We start from the raw sequence: 25,555 nt of genomic DNA, 5'->3' as shown, positions 1-25,555 counted from the left end.
TCCATATGGAAATTGCATATTACCCAAAACCATAGGGTTGACTTATAGGTTCCGCCATGGCTCGACTGTTTTAACATTTGCCGCAGAGACTTTTCAGCACATGTTTAACAATCTCCCTGATAAACTAATTTAAAATATGTTTAAACATTTATTAAAATGCAAGAATATATAATCTTTGGGTAACATGTCGCATTGTTTAAAGTGTGGTATTCAAATACTACTTTAAGATTGCTACAATAAAATTTTATTTTTGAGTATAATTCAAATTTTTCTACTTATATTACTCATTGTTTCTTAATGAATTTCTATTGGATGGCAGTAAAACAGCTACTTTCTCATTTAGCTAATTTGGGAGTTAAGGAAGGTCAGGTGATTATACAGCAAAGGCGTATCCGGCTACTTAATATCATTGCCATGATAAGTTTTGGCCTTTGTTCATTCTTTTTTATTATTGATTTTTTTCTCGGCGTGTATTATCAGGCCTTCATGAATCTGTGTGCCATTGTATTTGTGATCATGCCTGTACTGTACATGAACCATATCGGAAAGAACAGTTTCTCCAGGATCTATTTCATTGTAATGGCATTGTTCTTTATAGATTCTACTTCATACGTTACCATTAACCAACTAAGAGATACTGATACCGAGAATATTCTGGTGGGTTTTTCTGCACTGATCATTGTGCTTTATGACAATCCCTTAAAATCAATTTTCTTTGCCATAGCGGCAATATCGCTTGTGGTGTTAAAGACGATAAAGCATGATGTGATGGGCTGGGCCTTTGATGGTGATTTTGTACTTCTTCATGTCAACCTCCTGGCATCGTTTATCTGTATCTATCTTTTTACGGGAGCCTTTAAAAGTGACCTGCTTATCACCCTGGACAAACTGAAGGGCTATAACGATGAGCTGGAAAAACAACAGGTGGAAAATTTACAACAAAAAGATGCCCTAATCTCTCATAGACACCTGCTAAGATCCATGATTGATCATGTACCTTTATTTTTGGCTATGGTGGATCGCGATGGACGGTATTTGATTGTGAATGCGCGCTATGAAGAGGCCTTTGGTGTACCTGTAGAAGAGATTGAAGGACAGCATTACAAGGAACTGTTGCCCAATCATCTTTTAGAAATTCACCAGCCTCTAATTGACAAGTGTATGAAAGGAGAGGATGCTGAATTTAGCGAGTACAACACATTGCCATCCGGGGAATCGTTCTATGCTTTTGGCAAATACAAACCTGTAAAAGATCACAATGGTGATGTAACTTCGTTTGTGGTCTATGTGGCTGATATTACCCAGCTGAAAAATGCTGAACAGGAGCTTAAACAAATGAATACTACCAAAAACAAGCTCCTCAGTATTATTTCCCATGATTTAAAAAGCCCGATCCGTTCTCTTCAGGGACTGCTCTCAATTGCCCATAGCATTTCGCCGGATGAGTTTATGCAAATTACTGGAAAGATAGAAAAGCAGGTAAGAGCGGTCTCCTTTACTATGGATAATCTGCTCAACTGGGTGAAATCCCAGCTTGAGGGATTCAAGCTCAATATATCTGATGTTAATATCAGCGATGTGGTAAGCCATTGTACAGACCTTTATACAGAGGACATGCAGGCTAAGGATATCAGGTTGATCAATGAACTGGATAAATCGGTAATGGTTAAGGCTGACCCGGATCATTTGAAGTTGATTATCAGGAATATATTAAGTAATTCAATAAAGTTCACCTCAGGAGGATCCATTTCTATCAGCTCCAATAATTTAAAGGGGGAAACGGAAATAATTATAAAGGACACAGGGATTGGTATGCCCGTGGAAAAGATCAAGGAACTTCTGTCTCCCAGCCTGCATACGTCAGAGCAGGGGACAGGAGGGGAGCAGGGTACCGGCTTAGGTTTGGCGCTCTGTGTGGATATGCTGGCACTTATCGGAGGGCGACTGGATATTAACAGCAGGCCCGGTGAAGGAACGGCAGTCCATATTTATCTTCCCGAGTGATAAATAGCTGTTTTAGACCTAATTTGAAAATTCTTTACGTATTTTGCAGCAACAGCAGTTTGCCTGTTATTTCCTTTAATTATAACAAAACTTTAAACGGTCATAAACCGATCCTGATGATTGAATCAGTAATAAGATTCTTTAAGAGCTTCGATTTTTATAAAAGTTTTATTCTTACCCTTTCTATTCTTATTTCACTTTTTTTTGCCTGGCAATTTAACCGGTACGACATTGGCATGGGGCTGATCATTGGTATGTTTGCCTGTGCGCCTGCTGACATTCCGGGGGGAAGGAGGCACCGGATTATCGGGTTGCTTGTGGCTAATGTTTTCACAATATTTGCCACTCTGATCATTAACCTCACGACCTTTAATCTTTGGCTGCTGGTGCCTGTATTGGGTATTCTTGTTTTTGCCATTTCCATCATTTCTGTCTATGGTTTCAGGGCTTCTTTAGTATCCTTTGCAGGGTTGCTGGCCATAGTTTTCAGTTTTGCTCATCCGCAGACCGGAACTGCTTTGTACCTGCATCTGGGCATGATCGGGGTTGGCGGTCTATGGTATTTGATTTTCTCGCAATTATCCCATTTGCTTGCCGACAGAAATCACACATCTCAGCTGATGGCTGAGTGTATGTCGCTTACATCACAGTACCTGCGGGTAAAAGCTCAGATGACATTTAGCACTGAGAAAAGTGAAGTGCTTCAAAATGAGCTGTTTGAGCTGCAAACCCAGCTCAACGAAAAGCATGAAACGCTAAGGGAGATTCTATTGGTTTCCAGAAAACACTTTGGGCTTTCGAATTTTGCCAAGCGACAGGTGCTCATTTTTATTGAACTTATTGATATTTTGGAACTGGCTATAGCCAACCTGGCTGGTCGGGGGGATGATAGCCTTTTTTCTGATGAAAAAAACGTGCAGTTTGAGTCTTTTTCAAAGCTGGCTTTTGAGATAGCCGACCGGCTGGAGTATTTTTCCAGGGTAATGGGAGACAGAAGGGCTTTGAATGAGAATGTACTGCTAACCCGGCTATTAGATGAATCCAGAGAGGAGATTAGAGTGTATGCAAGCTCCGGTAAGTCGGCAACGATCAGGGAAAACGTGCTGCATTTGCAAAACAAGTATGATTACCTGCATAAACTGGTGCAAAAGCTTGAGGTAATAGAAAATGTAATGAACAACCTCTACAACCGGAACCAGGTGTGGCTCAGAGGTAAGTATTCTGCCAGGTTCATTACTCAGCAGGATTATGACGTAAAGAACCTTGCCGAGAATATCAGCTTTAAGTCCCCAATATTCAGACACAGCCTGCGGCTGGCCGTTACAGTATTGGCCGGCTTGATTGTCGGAGCCATTTTTCCTTTCCAGAATTCGTACTGGATACTACTCACCATTATTGTTATCATGAGGCCGGGGTATTCACTTACCAAGCAACGGTCAAAGCAACGGATCTACGGTACGTTGATTGGTGCGGCCATAGCAGTCGTGATCGTATTGATCACGCAAAACCTCTATGTGTACGGTGTACTGGCAGGTATTACTTTTTTGATGGCCTTTGCCCTGGTGCAGAGGAACTATAAAAGTTCCGCGATCTTCATTACACTGAGTATTGTTTTTATCTATGCTATTATACAGCCAAATGTGCTTAATGTGATCCAGTTCAGGGTTATAGATACACTGACGGGAGCAGCCCTCGCGATTATTGCCAATACCTTCTTATGGCCATCGTGGGAATCGTTAAACATCAACGAGTTTATCGTGGAAGCCATACAATCCAATATCCTTTACCTCAGGGAGGTCGATAATTATTATCACCATAAAAACGATGCTGATCCTTCGTACAAGCTTTCAAGGAAAAATGCTTTTCTGGCCATAGGCAATTTAAATGCAGCTTTTCAGCGTATGGCACAGGAGCCAAAATCCAAACAGAAAAACCTGTCGCAGATGTATGAGGTGGTTACGTTAAATCATACCTTTCTTTCCCTGGCAGCGGCATTGGGCACTTACATCCATAACCATAAAACCACTGAGGCCTCCCGCTACTTTGAGATGTACATTTCCAGTATTTGCGAAAATCTGGATATTGCCCTTAGAACGGTTAATAACGAATACGTTCATGACCATGAGATTGAAGCCAATGTAGCCGAAGCCCAGCAATATCTTGACGACCAATATCATAAATTAATCAGCGAGAATGACAGCACCGGGGCAGGAGAGACTTCAAGGCTTCTGATCACTCCAGAAATTCAGGAGATCAGGCTGATCTCTGAGCAGCTCAAGTGGTTGTATTCCATCTCGGAGAATATTAAGAAGGTAGTAGGGGCGAGAGGTGTTTAGATCACATTACTCGTACCAGGCTTTGCCTTTTATTCTATCATCCTGTTTTTTAGATCCATACGACCGTGCAAAATTCTTGTTATTTCAACAAGATCAGCACTTATTTTACGATAAAATATTATGTGGCAATTTACTTTGAGGCCGAATAAATCTCTGCTTAATTTTTCTTAAAAGTACCAAAAATTGGTATCTAATATTGTATGGCATTTTCAACATTATTAATTAGTACTAACAGCTACACCTTCACTTATTTAACCTGCTTTATTTAGTTTTACGGCCACTTACAATTTAACTAAAACTACAAAAATGAAAATTGAACACTTTGCTATTAATGTGGAAGACCCCGTCGGAATGGTGCAATGGTATACTAAACATCTTGGCCTTAAAGTAGTGAGGCAGCGAATGGAGGCTCCTTTTACTGCTTTTCTGGCAGATGACAGTGGAAGGGTAATGGTTGAGATCTATAGAAACCCTGCAGATGAAATACCGACTTACCGAACCATGAATCCTTTGCTTTTGCACCTGGCTTTTGTATCCGAATCACCGGAAGTTGATAAAGATAATTTGCTGGAAGCCGGGGCGACATTAGTTACCGAAGATCATCTGGAGGATGGTTCCCATCTGGTGATGATGCGTGATCCCTGGGGATTGGCGATACAATTTTGTAAAAGGGCAAAGGCTATGTTGTTGGATAAAGAGCCTGGTTAAAAGTGAAATAGGAAACTCTATATTCGCTTTAAACAAAGATGAATACATGAAATGCATAGTGTGTTGGACAGTTAGAATAAAGGCTAACTTGCCACGGTGAAAATGATTTTCAGGTTGTAAAAGCTTTTAGTTTAACGAAGGGTTTAATATAAATATAATCATTACAACGCCCATAATATTGAGAGTACAAGTCTGAGTAGGCAAGCTCTACTAACCCCTGAAGGCTTAGTAAAGCAAGGGCTTAAAACTTAACTATGCTGTTTGGGCCTACTCATCCACATCAGGCAAGGGAATAATCATCATAGGGATACTGTGCTTTTTGACCATATCAATTGTTGTACTTCCCACAAACATCTCATATAAAAGGCCGTGCTTATGGCTACCTATAATCAGCAAGTCAATTTGTAATTTACCTACCTCTTCTTTCAGCATTTCAACTGTCGGGCCTTGAATAAGGAGGGCATCGGCAGAGATGGACTTACTCTCAAATTCTGAGGTAGGAGTGAAGCTCTTTATGCTCTTTTCTTAACTCATCCGCCCGGCTTTTTCGAATGTAAGTAGGACCTACTCCATAGCCTACAAAGTCAGGATCAGGCGCTGCAATATGCACGATCCATACTTTGGAATGGAACTTCTCTGCAAGCACAAGGGCATAATCCATGAGCACCTGGTCAGTGGATTTGATATCAACAGCAAGGAGGAAGTTTTTCATTGAAGTATGTTGCTGATAATTTAACTCACTACTTTCTCTTTACCCATATGATCTGCAAAAGGCTGGCTCGCTACCCTTACACCGGTGGCGTTGTAAATAGCATTTGCCAAAGCTGCAGCAACAGGAGGAAGAGAAGGCTCTCCCAAACCGGTCGGATCTATACCGTTTTGAACAAAGAAGGTCTCTATTTCGAGTGGGGCCTCGTTCATTCTGAGTAATTTATAGTTGTTGAAGTTGCTTTGGTCCGGTTTTCCATTTTTGAAGGTCATGGCACTATACATAGCATGACCAACACCATCGATAATACCACCTTCTACCTGGTTGAGTGCACCTTCCGGGTTCACTACTATACCGCAATCTATGGCACACCAGATTTTTTGTATTACCGGAGAGTCATCTTTCATTACCAAATCCACCACCTGTGCCACATAAGAGTTGTGACAGTAATAGGCAGATACCCCACGGCTTACACCGGGCTTATCAGTACCCCAGCCGGATTTTTCTTTAACCAGTTTAAGTACACCTGCATATCTTTCAGGATCATAATCATTTTCCGAGCCTACGGGATTTGCTTTGGCCCTTTCAAACAACTCCAGCCTGAAATCTATTGGATCCTTGCCCACTGTTTCAGCGATCTCGTCTAAAAACGACTGCTCTGCAAACGCTATGAAGTTGGATGATGGGGCACGCCATGCACCGGTAGAAATATTGGAGTCTAAAGAATGGTTTTCTGACAGGTAATTATCAACCGCACCAGCGGGAAAACGGTTGTTGAACACTGGGCTGCCGTTAATGCCGGCGCCTCTTATTTTGAACCCAATGAGTTTGTTGTCAGCATCAAGGGCTGCCTGGTATTTCACGGTGTAAGCCGGCCTGTACGTACCCTGGGTCATGTCATCTTCACGGGTGTACATTAATTTTACGGGTGCGTTCAGCTTTTTGGATATTACAGCAGCCTCAACGGCGAAGTTACCATATAACCGGCGTCCGAAACCTCCACCCATCCGGGTCATCATAATGGAGATTTTATCTTCAGGAAGGCTAAGTACTTCCACAAGGGTTTTTCGGAGGTATTCAGGTGTTTGAATTGGCCCCACAAGCTCGGCTTTATCTGCAGTAATATGGGCAAAGAAGTTCATCGGCTCCATGGTGTTGTGGGCCAGAAAGGGAGCAGTGTATGTTCGCTCTATCACTTTGGCAGCATTTTTAAATGCCTGATCAGGATTACCGTCTTTGCGTGATGGTTCGGTGGGTGTTTTATCCATCAAGGCAGCCAGACCAGTCATGTAATCAGAAGTGCTTTCTCCTGGGGTTATCTGCTCCCATTCTATTTTTAAGGCTTTTTTTGCTTTCATTACTTCCCATGTGCCGGTGCCAGCCACTACTACCAATTCAGGAAAAGCGTTGACATCTGACCACTGTCTTTCAACGCCATCCGGAAGGGAATTGATAATGAATACATCTGTAATCCCAGGCATGGCTCTGGCAGCACTGTCGTCTACACTTTTAGGCTTAAGGCCAAATGCAGGTGGGTGTACTATCATGGCGGTGAGCATACCTTCTTTGTAATAATCCAGTCCGAAAAGTGGTTCTCCTTTTATTATTTTCGATCCATCAACATTCTTTGTGGGCTGTCCTATTATTTTAAAATCTTTCGGATCTTTTAACTGTACTTCTTCCGGTACACTAATATTGGCAGCAGCAGAGGCTATTTCACCATAGCTGACTGTTTTTCCAGACTTATGTTTGATCACACCTCCTTCGGTGGTCAGCTCATTTACTGGTATATTCCACTGCTTTGCAGCGGCTTCCAGAAGCATGCGTCTGGCAGTTGCTCCCGCCATTCTAAGGCTTTGCCACCCCTGGCGTATGGATTGACTACCTCCGGCCAACTGGCGGGTGTACTTTTGCGTGTCAAGTCCTGCCTGCTCTACTACTACGTTCTTCCAGTTCACATCCAGCTCTTCGGCTATGATCATAGGCATGGAAGTCTTTACATTCTGGCCTATTTCAGGGTTGGGAGACATGATCGTGACTATGCCATTGTCCCCGATTTTGAGGAATGCATTAATGTTAAACCATTCTTCAGGCATTTGAGCCAACTGCTTTTCCGACGGGGTGCAGGACACCAGCCAGTTGAAACCCAAAATGATTCCGCCACCCGCTGCAGCAGAGACTTTTAAAAATGATCGTCTGTTATAATTGGTTTTGATAAGCGTCATGGGAATGTTGATTTTTAAATGGAGAAGTAGCCGGGATCAGCTTTTGGATGCAGCAGTTTTTATAGCTGCTTTTATTCGCACATAGGTTCCGCATCTACAGATGTTTCCTGCCATTGCAGCCTCTATTTCTTCATCTGTCGGACTTGGAGTTTGCTTTAACAATGATGCCGCACTCATCATTTGTCCGCTTTGGCAATAGCCACATTGAGGTACATCATGCGCAAGCCAGGCCAGTTGTACCGGGTGATCCTGGTTTTCTGATAAACCTTCGATGGTGATAATGGATGTATTGCCTGCTGCTGATACAGGTATCAGGCATGACCGTGTGGCAACGCCGTCGAAGTGAATCGTACAGGCTCCGCATTGGCCAATACCACAGCCGAACTTGGTTCCTAATAGCTTCAGATGATCCCGCAATACCCACAATAGTGGTGTATCCGGGGCCACATCTACCTGATGGGGCTTTCCGTTGATATTTAAAGTGTATTGTGCCATGATTGCTTTAATTTAGCTTAATTAGCTCACTTAAGCCAGCCTTTGCCTGTGGTTTTCTTTTCAAATATTTTACAGGAAAAAGGTAAAACCTTTGCGGTTAATATCTTGGTTGAACGGCGCTTGTACAATTCACCATTTCACCGTTCATGATTTACCAGTTGGCAGACTAAAAACTTGTGAAACTATGAAATATGAATATGTAAAATGCGAACTGAATAATCATTTTTCCTCCATGTGGTTATTTAGGATCTGACTCATTTCTTTCAGGACCCTGTCCAGTTCTCCGGCATTGGATTTGAGTTCTTCAAAATAATACAGCCTTTTGTCTTCATCATCCAGGTCTTCATATTTTGTTAAATTCACCAGGCCCAGTATTCTGGCAAGCGGGCTCCTTACTTTGTGGGAGTTAAGGAAGGCATACCTGATCATGTTTTCATTGTGCCTTTCTATTTTCCTGGTGCTGGCTTGTAGCAGTGTTTCCAGCTGGTCTTTTACCGCTGCTAGGGCCGCACGCTGTTCCTGCAGCTTTTGCTCGTATTTGAGGTGCTCAGATTTAAACATGGTATAGCCAATATAAATGAGCACCATGCTTATGACAATATTTAAATAATAGGGAAGTAGTTGCCGGGTTTCAAAGGGCAATACCGGGTCTACATAATCATAGAGGAACTTGACTGTGATGAAAGAGGCCATACTGAATATAAAAAGAGAAAGGTAATGTCTCTTTTTGTCGAAAAACAGGATCGGTGTCAGGGCCGTGGTAAGGTAGAAGAAATCAAAACCACCATTGGGGCCATGGTAGAGACTGCCATAGGCTTGTACTGAGATGGCAAACAGGAAAAATATATAGCGTGTGGTTGTAAAAAATCCTTTTAGGTGAAAATAGAGCATAGCAGAAAAAATTACAACCTCGCTCATACAGATCCAAAAAGGTAACACTTCGCCCAGGCTGATCAGGAAAATGCCCATTAAAAATACTATAACAATCGCAAGGATCAGCATAATGTTAAAAATACGGTAGATCCGATTTTCCTTAAAGGATAAATTTTGCTGATATAGAACTTTTTGAATGATCACCTTATATACTGAATCTGGATCAAATTGTGGTTTCAACAATATAAGTATTTAAACAATTATTTGTTTCTAAATTTCATTAAAATTAAGTAGGTCAATCAATACAAATTGCTACTCTATGGAAGCCTGTTAACAACGGTAAAACATTTTATCCATACTTTCGAAGGTTTGATAAAGCTTAATGGTTGTGAAGAAAAGGCAGAAGCCCATTGCAAAAAAGGTTACTTTCAGAGTTGGGAATTGGAGGTTAAAAGTTAAAACTTAGCTACAGTCTGACTTCACTCATTATTAAATACAGTTACTGAATGTATCCATTTTCCCTGGCATGGTCTATAGCTTTTTGATTTTCCCGGATCAGCACTACTTTAATGTCAGTGTTGGCCTCAATAAGGCTTTCTACTCTTTTAATCAACGACTGTTTTTTTACTGCACGAATATATATGGCCCGGATCTGCTCAGGAAAAGTTCTGGCTATTTTGAGATAAATGTCTGCATCTATTTCAGCGGCATCGCCAATCAGTATAAATGGCAAGGATGGGTAGGTCTCAAGAATGTGCTTTACTTTCAGGTATTTGTTGCCTTCCATAAATGACTTACGGCGCGGCCAGCTTATGCCTATATCCCTAAGTAATACAGGTCCGTCAGGAAAGTCATATTTTCTAAGAAAGGCGTTTAAATAATCATAGATATTCCATGGACTGTTGGACAGGTAAAAGAACGGATTGGTGGCAAAACCTGATTTTCCTTTGTATAGTAGTCTATAAAACTCATGAGCTCCCTCCAGCGGCATCCGGTTGTGACTATGGCGCATCAGGGAATTAACAAGTAACCTCCATTTTAAAGTTGACGATACGCCGGTATGGATCACGGTATCATCAAGATCACTGATAACACCAAACTCAGCTTTGTAAGATGGTTTCATTACCTGAGTAGTAGTCTGGTAAATAACTTCAGCGTCCTGCATGAGCTCGTAAGTTAGCGGTATCCAAAGGGTTTCTTCATGGGTATATTGTTGTTTAAGAGCTTCATCCAGATAAACATAGCCTTCTTTATCCGAAACAAGCAACTTCTCCTGGTCGCCCCATTTTACCTTAACTTTCATGCCTTTTTTCTCGTCAGATTCGAAACGTTTGAAGGAATTCCAGAGGTTTTTTAGTGCTGAATCTGCTTCGGATTGCCTGATACCTTCGTCTTCCAGCACCCGTGCCTGGGCATGTATCATCAGGTCACTGGCATAACCTCCGTATGGCACTATGATAACAGGATCTTCCCGTTTTAAAAACTTTGATAAATACCTGGATGCAGACATAAATTTTTAATGAAGGAGCAAAAGTAAGCAAATTTAAGATTCGTTTATTCCTGTGTGCATTTACAGGTGTAGCATTATAATTTATTCCTCGTTTTAGTCGTGATAATTGCGTAAATTCTAACCTGTAATCATCACCTAACCAGCAAAATAATGAACCCAAACCAACATAATCTCAGCGCCGGCCCTGCACGTATTAAAAATAAATGGGTTGGCTCCAGTGTAAGTGAAAGGGACGGACAAATGTGGGATAAAAAAAAGGAGATGGACTTCACTTATACCAATATTGATAAGTTTATCCGATTAAGCCTTGGTGAGAATGCACATTTCAGCAATGCTATGTATAACGGCGATTACTCATTGTCATTGGAAGAAGCCCAGATCAGGAAATATGAGTTTGTAATAGATCAGTTGCGCATAAAGCGAGGAAGCAGAGTGCTCGACCTGGGATGCGGGTGGGGTGGCTGGCTCAAGTATCTTAAAGAAAAAACGGGTGCGGAGGGCATTGGAGTGAATCTGTCTGACGGGCAGGTACAGGCCTGCCTTGAGAATGGCCTTGATGTATTTCTAAGAGACGCCAGGTATATCAAGCCAGAGGATTTTGGTGTTTTTAATGCGGTTACTGCCTTTGGTAGTTTTGAGCACGTAGCTTCTGTTAAGGACTACCTGAATGGCCGGCAGGACGCTGTTTATGAGGACTATTTCAAACATGTGGCTAACCTTTTGGAAAAAGGTGACCGGTTCTATATGCAAAGTATGACGTTTGAGAAAAATATGGTCCCCTTTGAAGATATAGATATTAATGCGCCGAAAGACTCTGACAGTTATATGGTGGCTCTCCTTTTAAAGCATAACCCTGACTCATGGGTGCCGTACGGATATGAGCATATCGTAAGGGTTGCAGAACCTTATTTTAAGAACATTTTCTATAGTGATGGCCGGCTTGATTATGTCAAAACCAACAGGGAATGGACCAGGCGGTTTTACAGGTTTCAATGGAAGAAATATATGTGGTTTGCTTCTTTAGTACCTAAACTGCTGACTGACAAAGAATTTCGTCATCAATTGGCTGTTTTGAGGGTCAGGCCCAATCGTGTCTGCTTCGAAAGAGAGATCATGGGCCATGCCCGGCTGGTGTTTGAAAAGAAATAGAGTTATCAGTAATACCTGATTATCCCGGAATAATTTCCTTTTCTGCCCACTTCAGGTCACCCGGTAGCTCCACGGAATTAAACTCCAGGTGGATGACCCGCCGGTTCCTGTTATTGGTGGTTTTGGATGAAGCATGAAGTAGCAGGGGCTTCATAAGCTGAATACCCCCTGACATCACTTCGATGGTTGAAGCGATACCATTTCCGGTAATGAGATCCACTTCTGCGTCAGTAAGGATTTTATTATGCGACCCTGACATCACCTTTAATGCTCCATTTTCCTCTGTAGTGTCATCAAGATGTACACGAACAGTAAGCGTATTGCGCAATATCTCTTCCGGCGGGACTACACCGTAATGATCTTCCTTTTTGGTCCAGCCATTGAAACCCTCCGTTTTCTTCTTCTCAAGTACATTGATCGTTTTGTCCTGATGCCAGGTGACATACCAGTTAGACTGGGCAGGTTTGTTAAAGAAAAGCGCTTTGGTCAGAAACAGATTGCCGTCAATATTTGATAATATGTATTTCATATTCCTGTTAAGTAAAAATACCCTTAGCTCAGGAATTTTGCCGAGCAGCCCTCTGATGGCATACACCTGTTGATTATCAGAAGGATTGGCCGATCGGTAATGGTGCAGGAGCGAACCCATTTTAGAAATCTCCTTACGGGTGTATACATGATTGACTGTAACCGTGCCTCTGGCTTCCAGCTTTTTGCCAAAATGCTTAATCCTGCTTTTATTTAATTCCGTACTGTACAGATCAACAGCATGTGCAAGCCGTTCTTTTATTCTTGATCTTAAGCGTGAAGGTGCCAGTACCTTTACGTAATCTCCAAAACCAAGAATCTCCCTTTCCAACTCAAAATTGTGCTGGACACGCAGGGAAATAACAATACCCTCATCATTCTTCTCAACCAACCGTTGACTGTGGTGAATTGGCTTGGTCAATACATAGGGGGCATTGGAATGATTAATCAACAGTTTCACCTCTTGAGGCTCTTCACCATTGTTCACACTTACACCAACCACATCTTTAAAGAAATTTGAAATACTGGCCTCATCAAAGGAGATACAAGGCTGGTCTGATTCCCTGATATCTTCGATTCTATCCAGTGCCAACAGTAAGAAGGGGTCTTTGCTTTTCTTTTTACCCAATACAAACCAGCGGTTCCTGAACTCTTTCAGCAGAGCCGGATTAAATACAAAAGTATTGGAGGTTCGCGCCTTAAATGATTGGTAAGTCAGTTCAATACATTTTTTGCTGATGATCGCCTGATACAAAGGATCAATATGCTCCAGTCCTTTTAGGTTTTCATTCTTCTCAATATCAATAACAGGCCGCTCCTTAGTCTTTGAAACATGTATTTTGTCTTCCAGCTTCTGCACCATACCGCTCAATTCCTGGAAGTGGGTAAAACCCTTAAACTGCTTCAGGATGTCTACCACCTCAGTAAGCTTACCAAGATCCTGATCGGTCAATGGAATGTTTGTAATGGTGTAGTCGGGATCTTCGTAAGTGTAATATTTCTTATCCTTTACAATAATAGGTGCGTGATAACCAAGTTTGTCACTACGCATCATTTGAATATCCATTTGCACCGTCCTGCGGCTGACGCCCTTGTCAATGCCCTCATATTCATACAGGGCATCTGAGCATGCCTCAATCAAATCTTCAAGAGTCCATAGCCTGTATCTATTTCTAAGGCAATTGTCTATGGTTTTATAGCGAACTAGTGCATTTCTGTTTACCGGCATAGTTTATTCTTTTGTTTTATAGCCTCAGCTAAATTTTTTCTGAGGTCATTCTACCTCTTTTATAAAAGGAGCTGCTTTACCTTTCTGTGCGTATGACCTCACCCTGCAAAGGTCTGTAGGGTAGCATTGGCCAGAATCCCCTCTCCGAAGCGGAGAGTGAGTTTTGATACTGTTATAACTTCTTTTGTCTCTACCTCATAATATGAATTTCTCCACAAGGAGAATAATTTCCCCCTTCTCATTGAGGAGAAGAGGCAGGGATGAGGTGCAACAAATATTTTCACAAAAAAGTAAAAAAATATTTGCTGCGCAAAAAGATTGCGCACTACCCCTTCAACTTTGAACCATCAATAACGCACAAGGACATTACGAACAAGTGCGAGCTGCCCCCCGGCAAATGGCCGGGGGTTCTAAACTGGGAGGATAACGGTGGTAGTTTGCCTGCCTTGGACGCAGGAGGTCGCAGGTTCAAATCCTGCTTCTCAGACTTTGAAATTTAGAAGGGGATGGAGAGTCGGGTCCCGATAGCGATCGGGATAAATCTAATGCGTAATTGCTGAGCAGGTTCGAATCCAGTCATCTCCACAAACTCTCTCTAGCATAAAAGGAAGTGCTGCGGTAAAAGTTATGGACGTAACCGTGTATTATCCGGATGAAGCCGTTTAGGACAAGCGCTTAAATGGACAGAATTTGCAGAAGCACCGAAAGACCACTCGGAGAAGTTGAGTAGGGAAGCGCATTTATAGCCGGATGAGTCCCTATGGGGAAGTCCCGGTTCGAATCCGGGGAGAGAGGCAAGTTCTTTAAATGATTAAAATATTGTTCCTGCTTGTCAGGGACACAAAATCTTCCCCTAAAGGGAAGCACGAAGAAAACAGAAGGTGAGAGACCTGATGAGAGTTTCTGTATGGCTCCATAGTGTCCTGAGATGAAAATCGGGATATGCTGCTCCTCCTGATGTTGTTTTTCGCACGCTTGATGTCGAGGGTTCGAATCCCTCTTCCGGGTAATGCCGGAATAACTCAGTTGGTAGAGTACAAGCCCTTTGTGATGTGGGTTCGAATCCCACTCTCAATCCTTTTGAGATAGTGTAATGGTTAACACACCGGATTTAGGTTCCGTTTCGAAGATACCAACTTCTAAAAATGGTTCTATTAAAAAAGCAGGAGAAGTCAGGCCGGCAAAATGATGGCTTCGACACCATGGCGCAGTTCTGATGATGTTTCGAAATCATGAGGATACCGTTTGATGTGGGTCCACTGCTTTTCTTGAAGTTGACCTTAAGTATGTGAAGTCCTTTTTTGGTCTGATCAGAAAGAGTGTTCTCTTGAAGAAAACCATGAGGTTCCGTTCAGACTTAATGATGATTCCACATAGGAAGAATGACCTGGCTTTGAATGCTTTTTGTTTTGAATTATGAATAACTAAATATATAAAATGATGAAAAGGATCAGAATTAACACTGGTAAAATTGGATTAGTCTTCAGAAATGATGATTACAAAAGAGTAATTACAGAAGGTAATTACTGGCTATACCCATTTGAAACTGTGGTGCAGTATGATATGTCCAGGCCGTTCTATCCTGCCATCGAGCTTAACTTGCTTTTGAGGGATGAGGCATTGGCCAAACACTTGCAAATAGTGGAAGTTAAGGATAATGAAATAGCCTTGCAGTACGAGGATATGAATTTTAAAGGAGTTTTGACACCTGGTAAATATGCCTTTTGGAAGGGTGTGGTGGAGTATTCATTCGTAAAGGCCGATTTGAGTAAAATCGAAATTACAGAGACTATAGATTTGCTGGCAATCAAGCGAAAAGAGCTCGTGCCATTTGTCAGGGTTTGCAAAGTCGAAACTTTTGAAAATGCAGTACTTTTCGTTGACAACAAGGCTGAGAAAATCCTTGGCCCGGGAGAATACTACTTTTGGAAAAATGCCAAAGAAGTAGCAGTTTCAAGGGTAGACCTGAGACAATCTCAGTTGGAAGTTTCCGGTCAGGAGATCTTGACCAAAGATAAGGCTGCGCTGAGAGTGAATTTTTATGCTCAGTATAAAGTAACTGATGTTACCAAAGCTGTTGTTGAAAACAAGGACTTCCAAAAGCAGTTATATGTCTTCATGCAATTTGCATTAAGAGAGTTTATCGGTACATTGACCTTGGATGAATTGCTGGAAAGCAAAGAAACCATTAGTGAGTATGTGATGAGCTCCTTGAAGGCAAAGGCCGAAGATCTGGGTGTAGGGATAAAAGGTTGCGGTGTGAGGGATATCATACTGCCTGGTGATATGAAGGAGATCATGAACCAGGTATTGATTGCTCAAAAGAAAGCACAGGCCAACGTGATCACCAGAAGGGAAGAAACGGCGTCAACGAGAAGCTTGTTGAACACAGCAAAGCTTATGGAGGAAAACGAGATGTTATTCAAACTCAAGGAGATGGAATACGTCGAGAAGATAGCTGAGAAAATAGGGGAGATCACCGTATCCGGAAACGGCCAGGTGCTTGACCAGTTGAGAGGTATCTTTGCGCCGGGAGCGAAATAGAGACTAGAATGTAAGGTGCTCTGTAGTTGTACTAATCAGCAACTACAGGCACCTTTTCTCAAATAAAAAGAAAATGAATTATATAATATTTGATCTGGAATCAACCTGTTGGAAAGAGAAGTCAGGCCGGATCAGGGAAATCATAGAAATAGGGGCTGTTAAAATAGATAGTACTCAATACATCGTATCAGAGTTTGATGCATTTATTAAGTCTGTTATCAATCCCAGGCTTTCAGACTTTTGCCAAGAGCTTACTTCCATTCAACAAAGTGATATCGATAAAGCAGACCTGTTTCCTCAGATAATCGGCGATTTTCAAGCCTGGATTGATATTGAAGCACCCTATGTACTTTGCTCATGGGGCTTCTATGACAGAACGCAGTTGAAGGCGGACTGTTCTCTGCATGGTGTAGACGCAGCTTGGGTCAATGCCCACATCAGCTTAAAACACCAGTTTGCTGAAATAAAAAAAGCTCCGAAGGCCCGTAGGCATGAAATCAGCCTTAAAACATGAAGGAATTGAGCTATCCGGAAGCCACCACCGTGGTATCGATGATGCACGAAATATCGCCAAGGTTTTTCAGAAGAACTTTCAGGATTGGAAATTTTGAATCGCTTGCTTTTTGATTGGAGGTAAGCTGTCGGGGGACAGCTTAGGGGTTCTCTCTCCCTTGGTCTGTGCTTCTCCCGTGTCTGTCCCCTGACAGACACTAGCAGCGCATTTATGATATGGAGGTATTAGCTTCTGTCAGTACCCCTGAACAACTAAGGCTTTACCAACCAAGCAGTCTCCAAAAATATTTCACATAAGTTTAGAAATGTCTCCAATGACACCAATAGGACCGGAGTGCCGCCTACTTACCACTTTCCCTCCCAATAATCCGGTAATGCTTTTATATTTAAATCTATTAATCTAAAAGCCCTCTGAGTACCTTTAATGACCGATTCTCCAAAGGTGTTTTCATAGGTGCTGAACTCTGGAGTCATAAAAAATATTCCCATGGCTTCATTTGCAGGTAAGAATAAAGTTTTGCTAATAAGGGAGGAGTCTCGTCTGACCAGAAGCCTCATTGTATCCGATTCAACATTAGAAGTACCGGATTAGGCTGTGAATATAGTATGTTCTGAAAAAATCATTAAATAATTTTAACTACGCAAAAACACTGCGTACATGCGTGGTTACTTTGGATCATGAAAGAAATGAAAGCAAACATTACAGGAAAAGAACTACTTGATTTAGGATACCCTGAAGGAAAAGTAATAGGTATAGCTCTTGAAATTGCGGAGCAACATTATGGATCTTGCGGAATCGAGCAAACCGCCAAAGTACTAAAATCAGTGCTTTTGAAACCGGAAGACTTTGTTAACGACAATCAATTGTCGGCTATCGCTCAGGAGTTGTTGAAGCCTAAAGATGATGTATTGCCGCTAAGGGATACGCCTGATCTTTATAAGGTATATGGAGCGGAAGGTATTGAACAGGGCGCAGTGAAGCAGATAGAAATGGCTATGAGGCTTCCTGTAGCCCGTGCCGGGGCTTTAATGCCTGATGCTCACCAGGGCTATGGTCTCCCGATCGGTGGTGTACTGGCTACTGAAAATGCAGTTATTCCTTATGGCGTGGGAGTGGATATTGGTTGCAGAATGTGTATGACTATTTATGATATCCCCGAAAGCATTTTATCAGAGCGTAAAGATGACTTGAGGAAGATGTTGATCAGAAATACCAAATTCGGAAGGGCAACCTTCTCCAGACCCAAAGATCATGAAGTGCTGGAAAATTCATTGTTTAACGAGATTAAACTTATTGGAGGTTTAAAAGACAAGGCTGCATCGCAGATTGGCTCTTCTGGTGGTGGTAATCACTTTGTTGAGTTCGGAATCACTGAAATTGAAGACCCGGATAACGAATTTAAGCTACCGACAGGCAGATACCTTGCCTTGCTGTCACACTCCGGCTCAAGGGGTTTTGGTGCATCCATAGCGCAGCACTATACCAAGCTGGCTATGAGCAGATGTAAGCTACCTCACGAAGCAAGACACTTGGCGTGGCTTGACCTGAATACTGAAGAAGGGCAGGAGTACTGGCTGGCCATGAATCTTGCGGGTGACTACGCTTCTGCTTGCCACCACCAGATCCATGAGAGAATGGCCGTTGGCCTGAGAGCGACGCCTGTAGCTATGGTCGAAAACCACCACAATTTTGCCTGGAAAGAGAAAGACCGTATGGGCAATGAGATCATTGTACATAGAAAAGGGGCTACTCCGGCCGGAAAAGGTGTGCTGGGTATTATTCCGGGATCAATGACAGCTCCGGGCTATATTGTTAGGGGCAAAGGAGCGGAGTCATCTATCAACTCGGCTTCTCATGGTGCCGGACGGGCTATGTCCAGAACTCAGGCCAAGAACACCTTGGATAAGCAGGCGGTAGCAAAACACATTCATACTGCCGGCGTAGAAGTGATCGGTTCAGGCATTGACGAAGCACCGATGGCTTACAAGGACATCAAACAAGTTATGGAGTCTCAAAAGGATTTGGTAGATGTAGTCGGCTCGTTTCAACCCAAAATTGTAAGAATGTGTGGAGACGATAAATTTCAGGAGGTAGATTAATTATGGAAACTTTAATAAAACGGAAGCTCAAAGAAATAGAAAAGCAAAAAGGAGTGAAAGTACTCTATGCCTGTGAGTCTGGCTCAAGGGCATGGGGTTTCCCTTCTCCGGATAGCGATTATGATGTGCGATTTATCTATGCACATGATCTCGAATGGAGTTTGTCCATCAGAAAGAGAAAGGATACTATAGATCTCCCTGTCAATGATTTGCTTGATATTGGCGGCTGGGAAGTGGGAAAGGCATTAAAGTTATTATGGAAGTCCAACGGGCCATTTCTGGAGTGGATGCAATCTCCTATTGTTTATTATGCTGAGGATTCATTTACCAGTATGATAAAGGAATTGTGCCCTTATTATTTTTCGCCCATCGCATTGATGTACCACTATCAAAGCATGGCGAAAAAGTACCATGAAGCCTGTCGGGGGCAGAAGGAAGTCAAACTTAAAAGGTACTTCTATGCCCTGCGGGCGGCAATGGCGGGCAAGTGGATAAGGGAAAAAGGCTCAATACCTCCCATACAATTGACCAAAATGCTTGTATTGGCAGATGACCCCGTTTGCGCGAAGGTTTATGAATTGATCGATGTTAAATCCTGCCAAAGCGAAGGTTATGTTCATCCCGCTGAGCCATTGATCAATGATTTTCTGGCACAGACTATTCAGGATAATGACCTGGTTGCTGCCGGTTTACCCTCTGAAAGGGGTGATTTTGAAAAGCTTGATCATTTTTACCGGACTGTAGTTAAAAGTGTGTAAAACGTATAACAATGACAATTGAAGAGCTAAAAAAGAAGGACCTGATTATATATGAATGCCTGAGCGGCAGCCATGCCTACGGGCTTTCGACTCCCGAATCTGATATCGACATCAAAGGGGTTTTCATTCTCCCAAAAGACGAGTTTTATGGCTTAAATTATGTGGCGCAGGTGAGTGACGAAGGTAATGACACGGTATATTATGAATTAGGGAGGTTTGTTGAACTATTGTCAAAAAGTAATCCGAATATTCTCGAATTGCTATATTCTCCGGAGGATTGTATCAGGATCATGCATCCTCTTTTTAAATCTTTGAGGCAGCATAGTTTTCTGTCAAAGCAATGTAAGGAAAGCTTCGGCGGCTATGCCATGGCACAGATAAAAAAGGCCAGAGGTTTGAATAAAAAGATACTGAACCCAGTAGAGAAAGAGCGCAAAAGTGTGCTGGACTTTTGCTATATAGCCGAGGGGCAAGGTGCTGTGCCTGTTAAAGTATTTCTTAAACAGCACGGATTTAAGCAGCATGAATTCGGACTGTCGCGGATAGCCCATATGCCGGAGATGTATGGCTTGTATCGTGGGAGTACAGAATTTAAAGGAATTGTTAAAAGTGATGATGCTAATGATGTTTGTCTGAGTACAGTTCCGTTTGATGTGGAACCTGTTGGCTTGATGTCTTTCAATAAATCGGCATACTCAGCATACTGCCGGGAATATAAGGCCTATTGGGACTGGGTGGAAAAGCGTAACGATCAGAGGTACAACGGTACTCTGGGACATGGCAAAGGTTATGATGCTAAAAATATGATGCACACGATCAGGTTGCTCAACATGTGCGAGGAGATTGGCAAATCACGGACTTTGAAAGTTAGGAGAGAAGATCGTGATTATCTTCTTCGTGTTAAAAACGGGTTATACACCTATGATGATTTGCTGGATACGGCTGAAATCAAGATTAGCAGGATTGAAAAATGTTATAGAAAGACAGATTTGCAGGAGTTGCCGGATATTGACCTGCTCAATATGCTTTTAGTTACAATAAGAAGAGAGCTATATAACGGCAGAATAGGCAAATTATAGGTTTAAACACCTATCTGCATTTCATCGGTATATACCAATTGTCCATCGAATAAAATTTCCGAATACTCTTAAAAAAAACTTACATTGAACTTTATTATTTATTTACTTACAATATCAGCCCCGTGTTTGTACCCCTTAAAAAAACCAGCCACCTGGTGGCTTTTTTGGCCGTTTTAGCAGTCTTTGTATGGTTAATAGCCGAAAACACTGATTCGCAACCTGAGCTAAAAGTCATTCATGTAACATTGGATAAAAAATCGAAGAAAATTGCTAAAAGGGATCGGATTGACCTGGCCATGAGACAGGAGTTCGACATGACCCGCGACCCGAAACTCATGTATATTCCAAAAGTCAGGTTAAAAAAAGCCCGGGAAGTCAGAGAAAATAAAGTTAGCAAAAACAAAAATGCAAATGCAAAAATAGCCGGTGTGACATGGACAGAACGTGGCCCGGATAATGTAGGAGGAAGGACCCGCGCTTTGATGTGGGACCCTAATGATGCAGGAAGTAGTAAGGTATGGGCAGGCAGTGTTACAGGTGGCCTTTGGTATAATGATAATATCACCAACTCTGCCAGTAGCTGGCAAAATGTAAGCGACACCTGGAATAATATCTCAATAAGTGCCTTGACTTACGACCCGAACAATACCAATATTATGTATTTGGGAACCGGAGAAGGTCATGTTATTGGTTCCACCAGAGGTGAAGGTATGTACAAGAGTACTGATGGTGGAAATACATGGACACATATGACCGCATCAAATGGTTTTTATGCTACCGATGAGGATTTTCACTATGTCAATGATATCATTATTAAAAATGAAGGAGGTAGTAGCGTTGTATATGTAGCCGTACAAAATAGTGTAAATAATTATACCTATCATGGAAATTCAGCTTCCGGTGAGCAGGGCTTATGGAGATCAACGGATGGAGGGGTCAATTTTACGCAGGTATTACCCAATGTTCCTTCTCAATCCTACACCTATAATGTCGCAGATATTGAATTAAGTGCTTCCGGGAGAATATTTGTAGGAACCACATCAGACTTATATTCATCCGGTGGCGGTGGCAGAATACTTTACTCCGATAACGGAACTTCCTGGTCCACTGCCTATAATCCGGGATCTGGTGAGCGGGTGGAGCTTGCCTGTGCCCCGTCAGATGCTGATGTAGTTTATGCCATAGCTTCGGATGGGCTAAATGTGGATTGGATGGCTAAAACGGTTGTTGGAGATCAGGCAAGTCCCACTACATGGACTTCGTTGACAGTACCAAGATATACGGCACAGAGCTGCACCAATGCTTCGGAAGATTTCACGAGAGGCCAGGCATGGTATGACCTGATCATGGCTGTTCATCCTGCCAATGCCAACACCGTTATTATTGGAGGGATAGACCTTTACAGAAGCACTAATGGAGGCAGCAGTTTCAGTCTGATATCTTACTGGACCGGTGGATGCGATACTTATGTACATGCAGACCAGCACATGATCCTGTTTAATCCTAACGATGTTGATGAGGTGATATTTGGTAATGATGGAGGGGTCTTTTATTCAGCCGATATTACGGCTGGCAATCCCACCATAAATGCCAGAAACAATGGTTATAATGTAACTCAGTTTTATGGTGCTGCCATTCACCCGGCGGCCGGCACCAACCATTTTCTGGCTGGCGCCCAGGATAACGGCTCCCACAGGTTCGGGAGTGCAGGCATCAATTCCACTACAGAAGTATCCGGAGGCGATGGGGCTTACTGTAATATAGATCAGGATGAGCCGGATTATCAATGGACACAATATGTTTATAACAACTTCTACAGGTCAACCAATGGAGGCTCATCATTTTCAGGCATTTCTGAGTTTGGAAGTTCTACCGGTCGGTTTATTAACCCCAGCAGGTACGACGATGCGAACAACATTATGTATTCTGCTGCAGGCACCGATGAAATACTCAGGTGGAGCAACCCCAAAACCGGGAGCTCAGGAAGCTTTGTGTCATTAAACAGCCTTGATGGTCAGCAGATCTCGGCCATTGCTGTTTCTCCAAATACTTCAAACAGATTGTTTGTAGGCACGGGTACCGGAATAGGCGGAGGTGCAGGGGGTAAGGTCTATAGGATAGATGATGCCCACACCGGCAGTACTCGTACCGCCGTTGATATTTCAAGCAGTAGCTTTCCACCGAATAGCTATATATCATGCGTGGAAGTGGAGAATGGCAATGATGACCATATTCTGGTTACATTTAGCAATTATGGTGTCAGCAGTATTTGGGAGACCACAGATGGCGGCTCTGCATGGACAGAGGTAGAGGGTGACCTGCCCGACATGCCCGTCCGCTGGATACTGTTTCACCCTTTGGATAATAATGCGGCTATTATAGCCACCGAGTTGGGTGTCTGGACCACCAGTGAACTCAACGGAGCCGGCACCACCTGGGGGCCTGCTGATTCCGGATTTCCGAATGTAAGAACAGATATGCTTCAGCTCAGGGGATCAGACAATGAAGTCATTGCAGCTACCCATGGTCGGGGGTTATTCTCAAGCAGTAGCTTTGCCTCGTCACCTACCACTGATCCGGAAATCTCTTTTACCCTGGTATCCTCCACTGACGCAGAGTCTTCAGCCCAGGCAGCATCTGCAGGTGATTGCAGGCCATATAAAGACCATACCCTCAGCATGAGTATTGCCAATGCCCCCACAGGTGATGCCACAGTTACACTGAGCCTTGGTACAGGAAGTGCCACCGAATGGGCCGATTTCGCTTACAGCACAAATGGTAATTTTACAAATGGTGGCAAGTCAAATGAGCTGGAGTTTGCCGATGGTGCTACGGCAGATCAGACGTTTACACTGAGAGTATATGATGATGCAGCCGTCGAAAGCCCGGAAACAATAGCATTTGAATTTAGCATCTCCGGGACCACCAATGCCGTAAAAGCATCAGCTAAAACGACTCATACATTCACCATTACCGACAATGATCAGAACCCAGATACAAGAACGGGCACCACGCTGATTGACGAAAATTTTGAGAGCGGAAGTGTCCCTGCAGGATGGGCTGTATATGAGTTAGGAACAACCAGTGTGAACGACTGGAGAATTGATACTGAGAATGCAATTACAGGCATATATAGCGCCCATATAAGCAGCAGTAGCGGCACGGGCAACTACAATGGCAACGACGACGCGCTTACCATATTAGTTACACCGGAAATAGATGCTACCGGACTAAGTGACATGACATTCAGCTTTAACTATAAATGTAATGGAGAGGCCCTTACTGATATTGGAGCATTGTTATATTCAACTGATGGCATAAATTTTAGTCAGTTAGGCAGTACATTGTTTCATGGAGTTACCGCCGTCACAAATTATGAAATCACGCTGCCCGCACTTTTAGAGAACAATACCTTTTACCTTGCATTTTATTGGGAGAATGACGGATCAGTTGCCAATGATCCTGCTTTTGTGGTAGATGATGTAAAACTTACCGCACCTGGTGACTTAACCATAGCTTCTACTTTGAACTATAACGACGAACAGTACCTCGGACCATACGAAACGGTTGCTTTCTACGATCAGGCTACAGGCGAACTACTGGCTCAAATTGAAAATACCTCATCACACGATTACGGATGTACCTCGGTGACCATAGATCGGTCAGGAACAGGAACTACAGAATTCTGGAGTGCTGATCCCTCTGAATACTTAATGGATAAAACAATATTTGTAACACCATCAATAAATAATGCCAGTGGTTCGTATAACATCACACTCTACTATACATCGAGCGAGGTAGATAGCTGGGTTGCCGCCACAGGTAAGGCATCAGTTGATTTAAAAATAGCTAAAGTAAATGTTGCTATTGATAATATTAATCCCTCATCATCAGGCTCTTATAATCCAGAATTAGGCTCGTCTAATTCTTCGGTTGCATTTGCTGACGGCTATGCGATCACTTCATCATTTACCACAGGATTCTCAGGGTTTGGCGCCGGGGATCCGGGAGCTCCACCCATTGCCTTACCGGTTAAATTACTGGCTTTTGAAGCCGCACTGGCAGATGACAATGTGCAGCTTACCTGGTCTTCCGCTACCGAAAACAACTCTGATTACATTGAAATAGAGTACGCAAATGATGGTGAAAATTTCAACAAAATAGGCCGTGTAGACGCAGCCGGTAATTCTGAAGGGGAGCGCCATTATGCATTTACACATGAGCATGTTGGCTATGGTAATCACTACTACAGACTCAAAATGGTCGATCTTGATGATACCTATGAATACTCATGGGTAGAAACTGCCTTTCAAAACACCTCAGCATTTAGTTTGCTTAGGTTATATCCGGTTCCGGTAACAGACGTCCTTACTGTTAATTACAGTTGTGATAATAATGACCCTGTTACTTTCAGGCTGGTTGATCATACAGGCAATACCGTGTATACCCGGATAGCCAACGGACAGCCGGGAAATAACACTACTCATATCGATAGCCGGCAGTTAAGAAGTGGAATGTATGTGTTATCAGTAACCAATAAGGGTCGACAGCTCAGCAGGCGAGTGGTGATAAGGTAATGTAAGATTTACGTATAGCCTCTTGTTCGGTTTTTTTCTGAGAATCCCTACGTAAGTACTGATAGTGCCGCTGTTTTCCGGAATTAAGCATCAGGTCATTGCGATATTCTTCTTGGCCTGTCATTATCATTGCTTTATCATTTGCGTCACTTGTGGCAAACTTTACTTTACCTGAGTTAAGTCATTGTACAGATACACTGTAAATGGATGTTCCGCGCG

Annotated in this window: 17 protein-coding genes and 2 tRNA genes; 12 read left to right on the top strand and 7 right to left on the bottom strand. The window is 42.7% G+C overall.

Annotated elements, in window-relative coordinates; genetic code table 11:
• Window positions 1-312 precede the first annotated feature (312 nt).
• The 3 genes from LVD17_RS23270 (at window position 313) to LVD17_RS23260 (ending at window position 5,048) form a co-directional block, all read left to right on the top strand.
• Window positions 313-2,004, top strand: a complete 1,692-nt coding sequence (locus LVD17_RS23270) for a PAS domain-containing sensor histidine kinase (RefSeq protein WP_233761840.1) — start codon at window positions 313-315, stop codon at window positions 2,002-2,004.
• A gap of 116 nt (window positions 2,005-2,120) precedes the next feature.
• Window positions 2,121-4,340, top strand: coding sequence for an FUSC family protein (locus LVD17_RS23265; protein WP_233761838.1), 2,220 nt, complete (start codon window positions 2,121-2,123; stop codon window positions 4,338-4,340).
• A gap of 306 nt (window positions 4,341-4,646) precedes the next feature.
• The gene (locus tag LVD17_RS23260) at window positions 4,647-5,048 is read left to right on the top strand and encodes a VOC family protein (protein ID WP_233761836.1); all 402 of its coding nucleotides are present in this window, start codon (window positions 4,647-4,649) and stop codon (window positions 5,046-5,048) included.
• A 267-nt stretch (window positions 5,049-5,315) separates the two neighbouring features.
• Here the strand turns inward: LVD17_RS23260 and LVD17_RS23255 are convergent, their stop codons facing one another.
• The 6 genes from LVD17_RS23255 to LVD17_RS23230 all read right to left on the bottom strand — a co-directional run bounded on the left by LVD17_RS23255 (window position 5,316) and on the right by LVD17_RS23230 (window position 10,860).
• Window positions 5,316-5,522 carry a universal stress protein gene (locus LVD17_RS23255; RefSeq protein ID WP_441712383.1) on the bottom strand — a complete coding sequence of 69 codons (207 nt, stop codon included), beginning with the start codon at window positions 5,520-5,522 and terminating at the stop codon, window positions 5,316-5,318.
• Window positions 5,523-5,532: 10 nt separating this feature from the next.
• Entirely contained in the window at window positions 5,533-5,760 is a 228-nt protein-coding gene (locus LVD17_RS23250; RefSeq protein ID WP_233761833.1) for a putative universal stress family protein, read from the bottom strand.
• A gap of 20 nt (window positions 5,761-5,780) precedes the next feature.
• A complete protein-coding gene (locus LVD17_RS23245) occupies window positions 5,781-7,982 on the bottom strand; it encodes a molybdopterin cofactor-binding domain-containing protein (RefSeq protein WP_233761831.1) in 2,202 nt (733 codons plus the stop codon).
• 36 nt (window positions 7,983-8,018) lie between these two features.
• Complete coding sequence (locus LVD17_RS23240; protein WP_233761829.1) at window positions 8,019-8,477, bottom strand: (2Fe-2S)-binding protein; 459 nt, start codon at window positions 8,475-8,477, stop codon at window positions 8,019-8,021.
• Between the two features lie 219 nt (window positions 8,478-8,696).
• A complete protein-coding gene (locus LVD17_RS23235; protein ID WP_233761827.1) occupies window positions 8,697-9,479 on the bottom strand; it encodes an ATP-binding protein in 783 nt (260 codons plus the stop codon).
• A gap of 370 nt (window positions 9,480-9,849) precedes the next feature.
• Entirely contained in the window at window positions 9,850-10,860 is a 1,011-nt protein-coding gene (locus LVD17_RS23230; RefSeq protein ID WP_233761824.1) for an App1 family protein phosphatidate phosphatase, read from the bottom strand.
• Between the two features lie 150 nt (window positions 10,861-11,010).
• Here LVD17_RS23230 and LVD17_RS23225 point away from each other — a divergent pair, with 150 nt between their 5' ends.
• On the top strand, window positions 11,011-12,009 hold the full coding sequence (locus LVD17_RS23225) for an SAM-dependent methyltransferase (protein WP_233761822.1): 999 nt from the start codon (window positions 11,011-11,013) through the stop codon (window positions 12,007-12,009).
• A 19-nt stretch (window positions 12,010-12,028) separates the two neighbouring features.
• On the opposite strand, the gene LVD17_RS23220 is transcribed toward LVD17_RS23225, so the two are convergent.
• A complete protein-coding gene (locus tag LVD17_RS23220; RefSeq protein ID WP_233761820.1) occupies window positions 12,029-13,765 on the bottom strand; it encodes a WCX domain-containing protein in 1,737 nt (578 codons plus the stop codon).
• 415 nt (window positions 13,766-14,180) lie between these two features.
• Between LVD17_RS23220 and LVD17_RS23215 the strand changes: the two genes are divergently transcribed.
• The 8 genes from LVD17_RS23215 (at window position 14,181) to LVD17_RS23180 (ending at window position 25,336) form a co-directional block, all read left to right on the top strand.
• Window positions 14,181-14,252 (top strand) — tRNA-Pro (locus tag LVD17_RS23215).
• 527 nt (window positions 14,253-14,779) lie between these two features.
• Window positions 14,780-14,844: transfer RNA gene (locus tag LVD17_RS23210), tRNA-OTHER, on the top strand.
• A 358-nt stretch (window positions 14,845-15,202) separates the two neighbouring features.
• Window positions 15,203-16,309, top strand: a complete 1,107-nt coding sequence (locus LVD17_RS23205; RefSeq protein WP_233761818.1) for a slipin family protein — start codon at window positions 15,203-15,205, stop codon at window positions 16,307-16,309.
• Between the two features lie 73 nt (window positions 16,310-16,382).
• A complete protein-coding gene (locus LVD17_RS23200) occupies window positions 16,383-16,823 on the top strand; it encodes a 3'-5' exonuclease (protein WP_233761816.1) in 441 nt (146 codons plus the stop codon).
• A gap of 677 nt (window positions 16,824-17,500) precedes the next feature.
• Window positions 17,501-18,922 (top strand): RtcB family protein, encoded by a 1,422-nt coding sequence (locus LVD17_RS23195; protein WP_233761814.1) that lies wholly within the window; start codon window positions 17,501-17,503, stop codon window positions 18,920-18,922.
• A gap of 2 nt (window positions 18,923-18,924) precedes the next feature.
• Window positions 18,925-19,680: a nucleotidyltransferase domain-containing protein gene (locus LVD17_RS23190; RefSeq protein ID WP_233761812.1), complete on the top strand. Its 756-nt coding sequence runs from the start codon at window positions 18,925-18,927 to the stop codon at window positions 19,678-19,680.
• Between the two features lie 11 nt (window positions 19,681-19,691).
• A complete protein-coding gene (locus LVD17_RS23185) occupies window positions 19,692-20,759 on the top strand; it encodes a nucleotidyltransferase domain-containing protein (RefSeq protein WP_233761810.1) in 1,068 nt (355 codons plus the stop codon).
• A 122-nt stretch (window positions 20,760-20,881) separates the two neighbouring features.
• Window positions 20,882-25,336: a T9SS type A sorting domain-containing protein gene (locus tag LVD17_RS23180; protein ID WP_233761808.1), complete on the top strand. Its 4,455-nt coding sequence runs from the start codon at window positions 20,882-20,884 to the stop codon at window positions 25,334-25,336.
• Window positions 25,337-25,555: the final 219 nt, after the last annotated feature.

It is taken from the genome of Fulvivirga ulvae, assembly GCF_021389975.1.
Classification (GTDB): domain Bacteria; phylum Bacteroidota; class Bacteroidia; order Cytophagales; family Cyclobacteriaceae; genus Fulvivirga; species Fulvivirga ulvae.
The sequence above is the reverse complement of the archived record's forward strand: the minus strand, read 5'-3'. Positions and strand labels throughout refer to the sequence as shown.

What these genes read in the sequence shown, in the direction of transcription:
- LVD17_RS23270 (WP_233761840.1), top strand. Translation starts at nt 313, where the DNA reads ATGGCAGTAAAACAGCTACTTTCTCATTTAGCTAATTTGGGAGTTAAG.
- LVD17_RS23265 (WP_233761838.1), top strand. Translation starts at nt 2,121, where the DNA reads ATGATTGAATCAGTAATAAGATTCTTTAAGAGCTTCGATTTTTATAAA.
- LVD17_RS23260 (WP_233761836.1), top strand. Translation starts at nt 4,647, where the DNA reads ATGAAAATTGAACACTTTGCTATTAATGTGGAAGACCCCGTCGGAATG.
- LVD17_RS23250 (WP_233761833.1), bottom strand. Translation starts at nt 5,760, where the DNA reads ATGAAAAACTTCCTCCTTGCTGTTGATATCAAATCCACTGACCAGGTG.
- LVD17_RS23245 (WP_233761831.1), bottom strand. Translation starts at nt 7,982, where the DNA reads ATGACGCTTATCAAAACCAATTATAACAGACGATCATTTTTAAAAGTC.
- LVD17_RS23240 (WP_233761829.1), bottom strand. Translation starts at nt 8,477, where the DNA reads ATGGCACAATACACTTTAAATATCAACGGAAAGCCCCATCAGGTAGAT.
- LVD17_RS23235 (WP_233761827.1), bottom strand. Translation starts at nt 9,479, where the DNA reads ATGCTGATCCTTGCGATTGTTATAGTATTTTTAATGGGCATTTTCCTG.
- LVD17_RS23230 (WP_233761824.1), bottom strand. Translation starts at nt 10,860, where the DNA reads ATGTCTGCATCCAGGTATTTATCAAAGTTTTTAAAACGGGAAGATCCT.
- LVD17_RS23225 (WP_233761822.1), top strand. Translation starts at nt 11,011, where the DNA reads ATGAACCCAAACCAACATAATCTCAGCGCCGGCCCTGCACGTATTAAA.
- LVD17_RS23220 (WP_233761820.1), bottom strand. Translation starts at nt 13,765, where the DNA reads ATGCCGGTAAACAGAAATGCACTAGTTCGCTATAAAACCATAGACAAT.
- LVD17_RS23205 (WP_233761818.1), top strand. Translation starts at nt 15,203, where the DNA reads ATGATGAAAAGGATCAGAATTAACACTGGTAAAATTGGATTAGTCTTC.
- LVD17_RS23200 (WP_233761816.1), top strand. Translation starts at nt 16,383, where the DNA reads ATGAATTATATAATATTTGATCTGGAATCAACCTGTTGGAAAGAGAAG.
- LVD17_RS23195 (WP_233761814.1), top strand. Translation starts at nt 17,501, where the DNA reads ATGAAAGAAATGAAAGCAAACATTACAGGAAAAGAACTACTTGATTTA.
- LVD17_RS23190 (WP_233761812.1), top strand. Translation starts at nt 18,925, where the DNA reads ATGGAAACTTTAATAAAACGGAAGCTCAAAGAAATAGAAAAGCAAAAA.
- LVD17_RS23185 (WP_233761810.1), top strand. Translation starts at nt 19,692, where the DNA reads ATGACAATTGAAGAGCTAAAAAAGAAGGACCTGATTATATATGAATGC.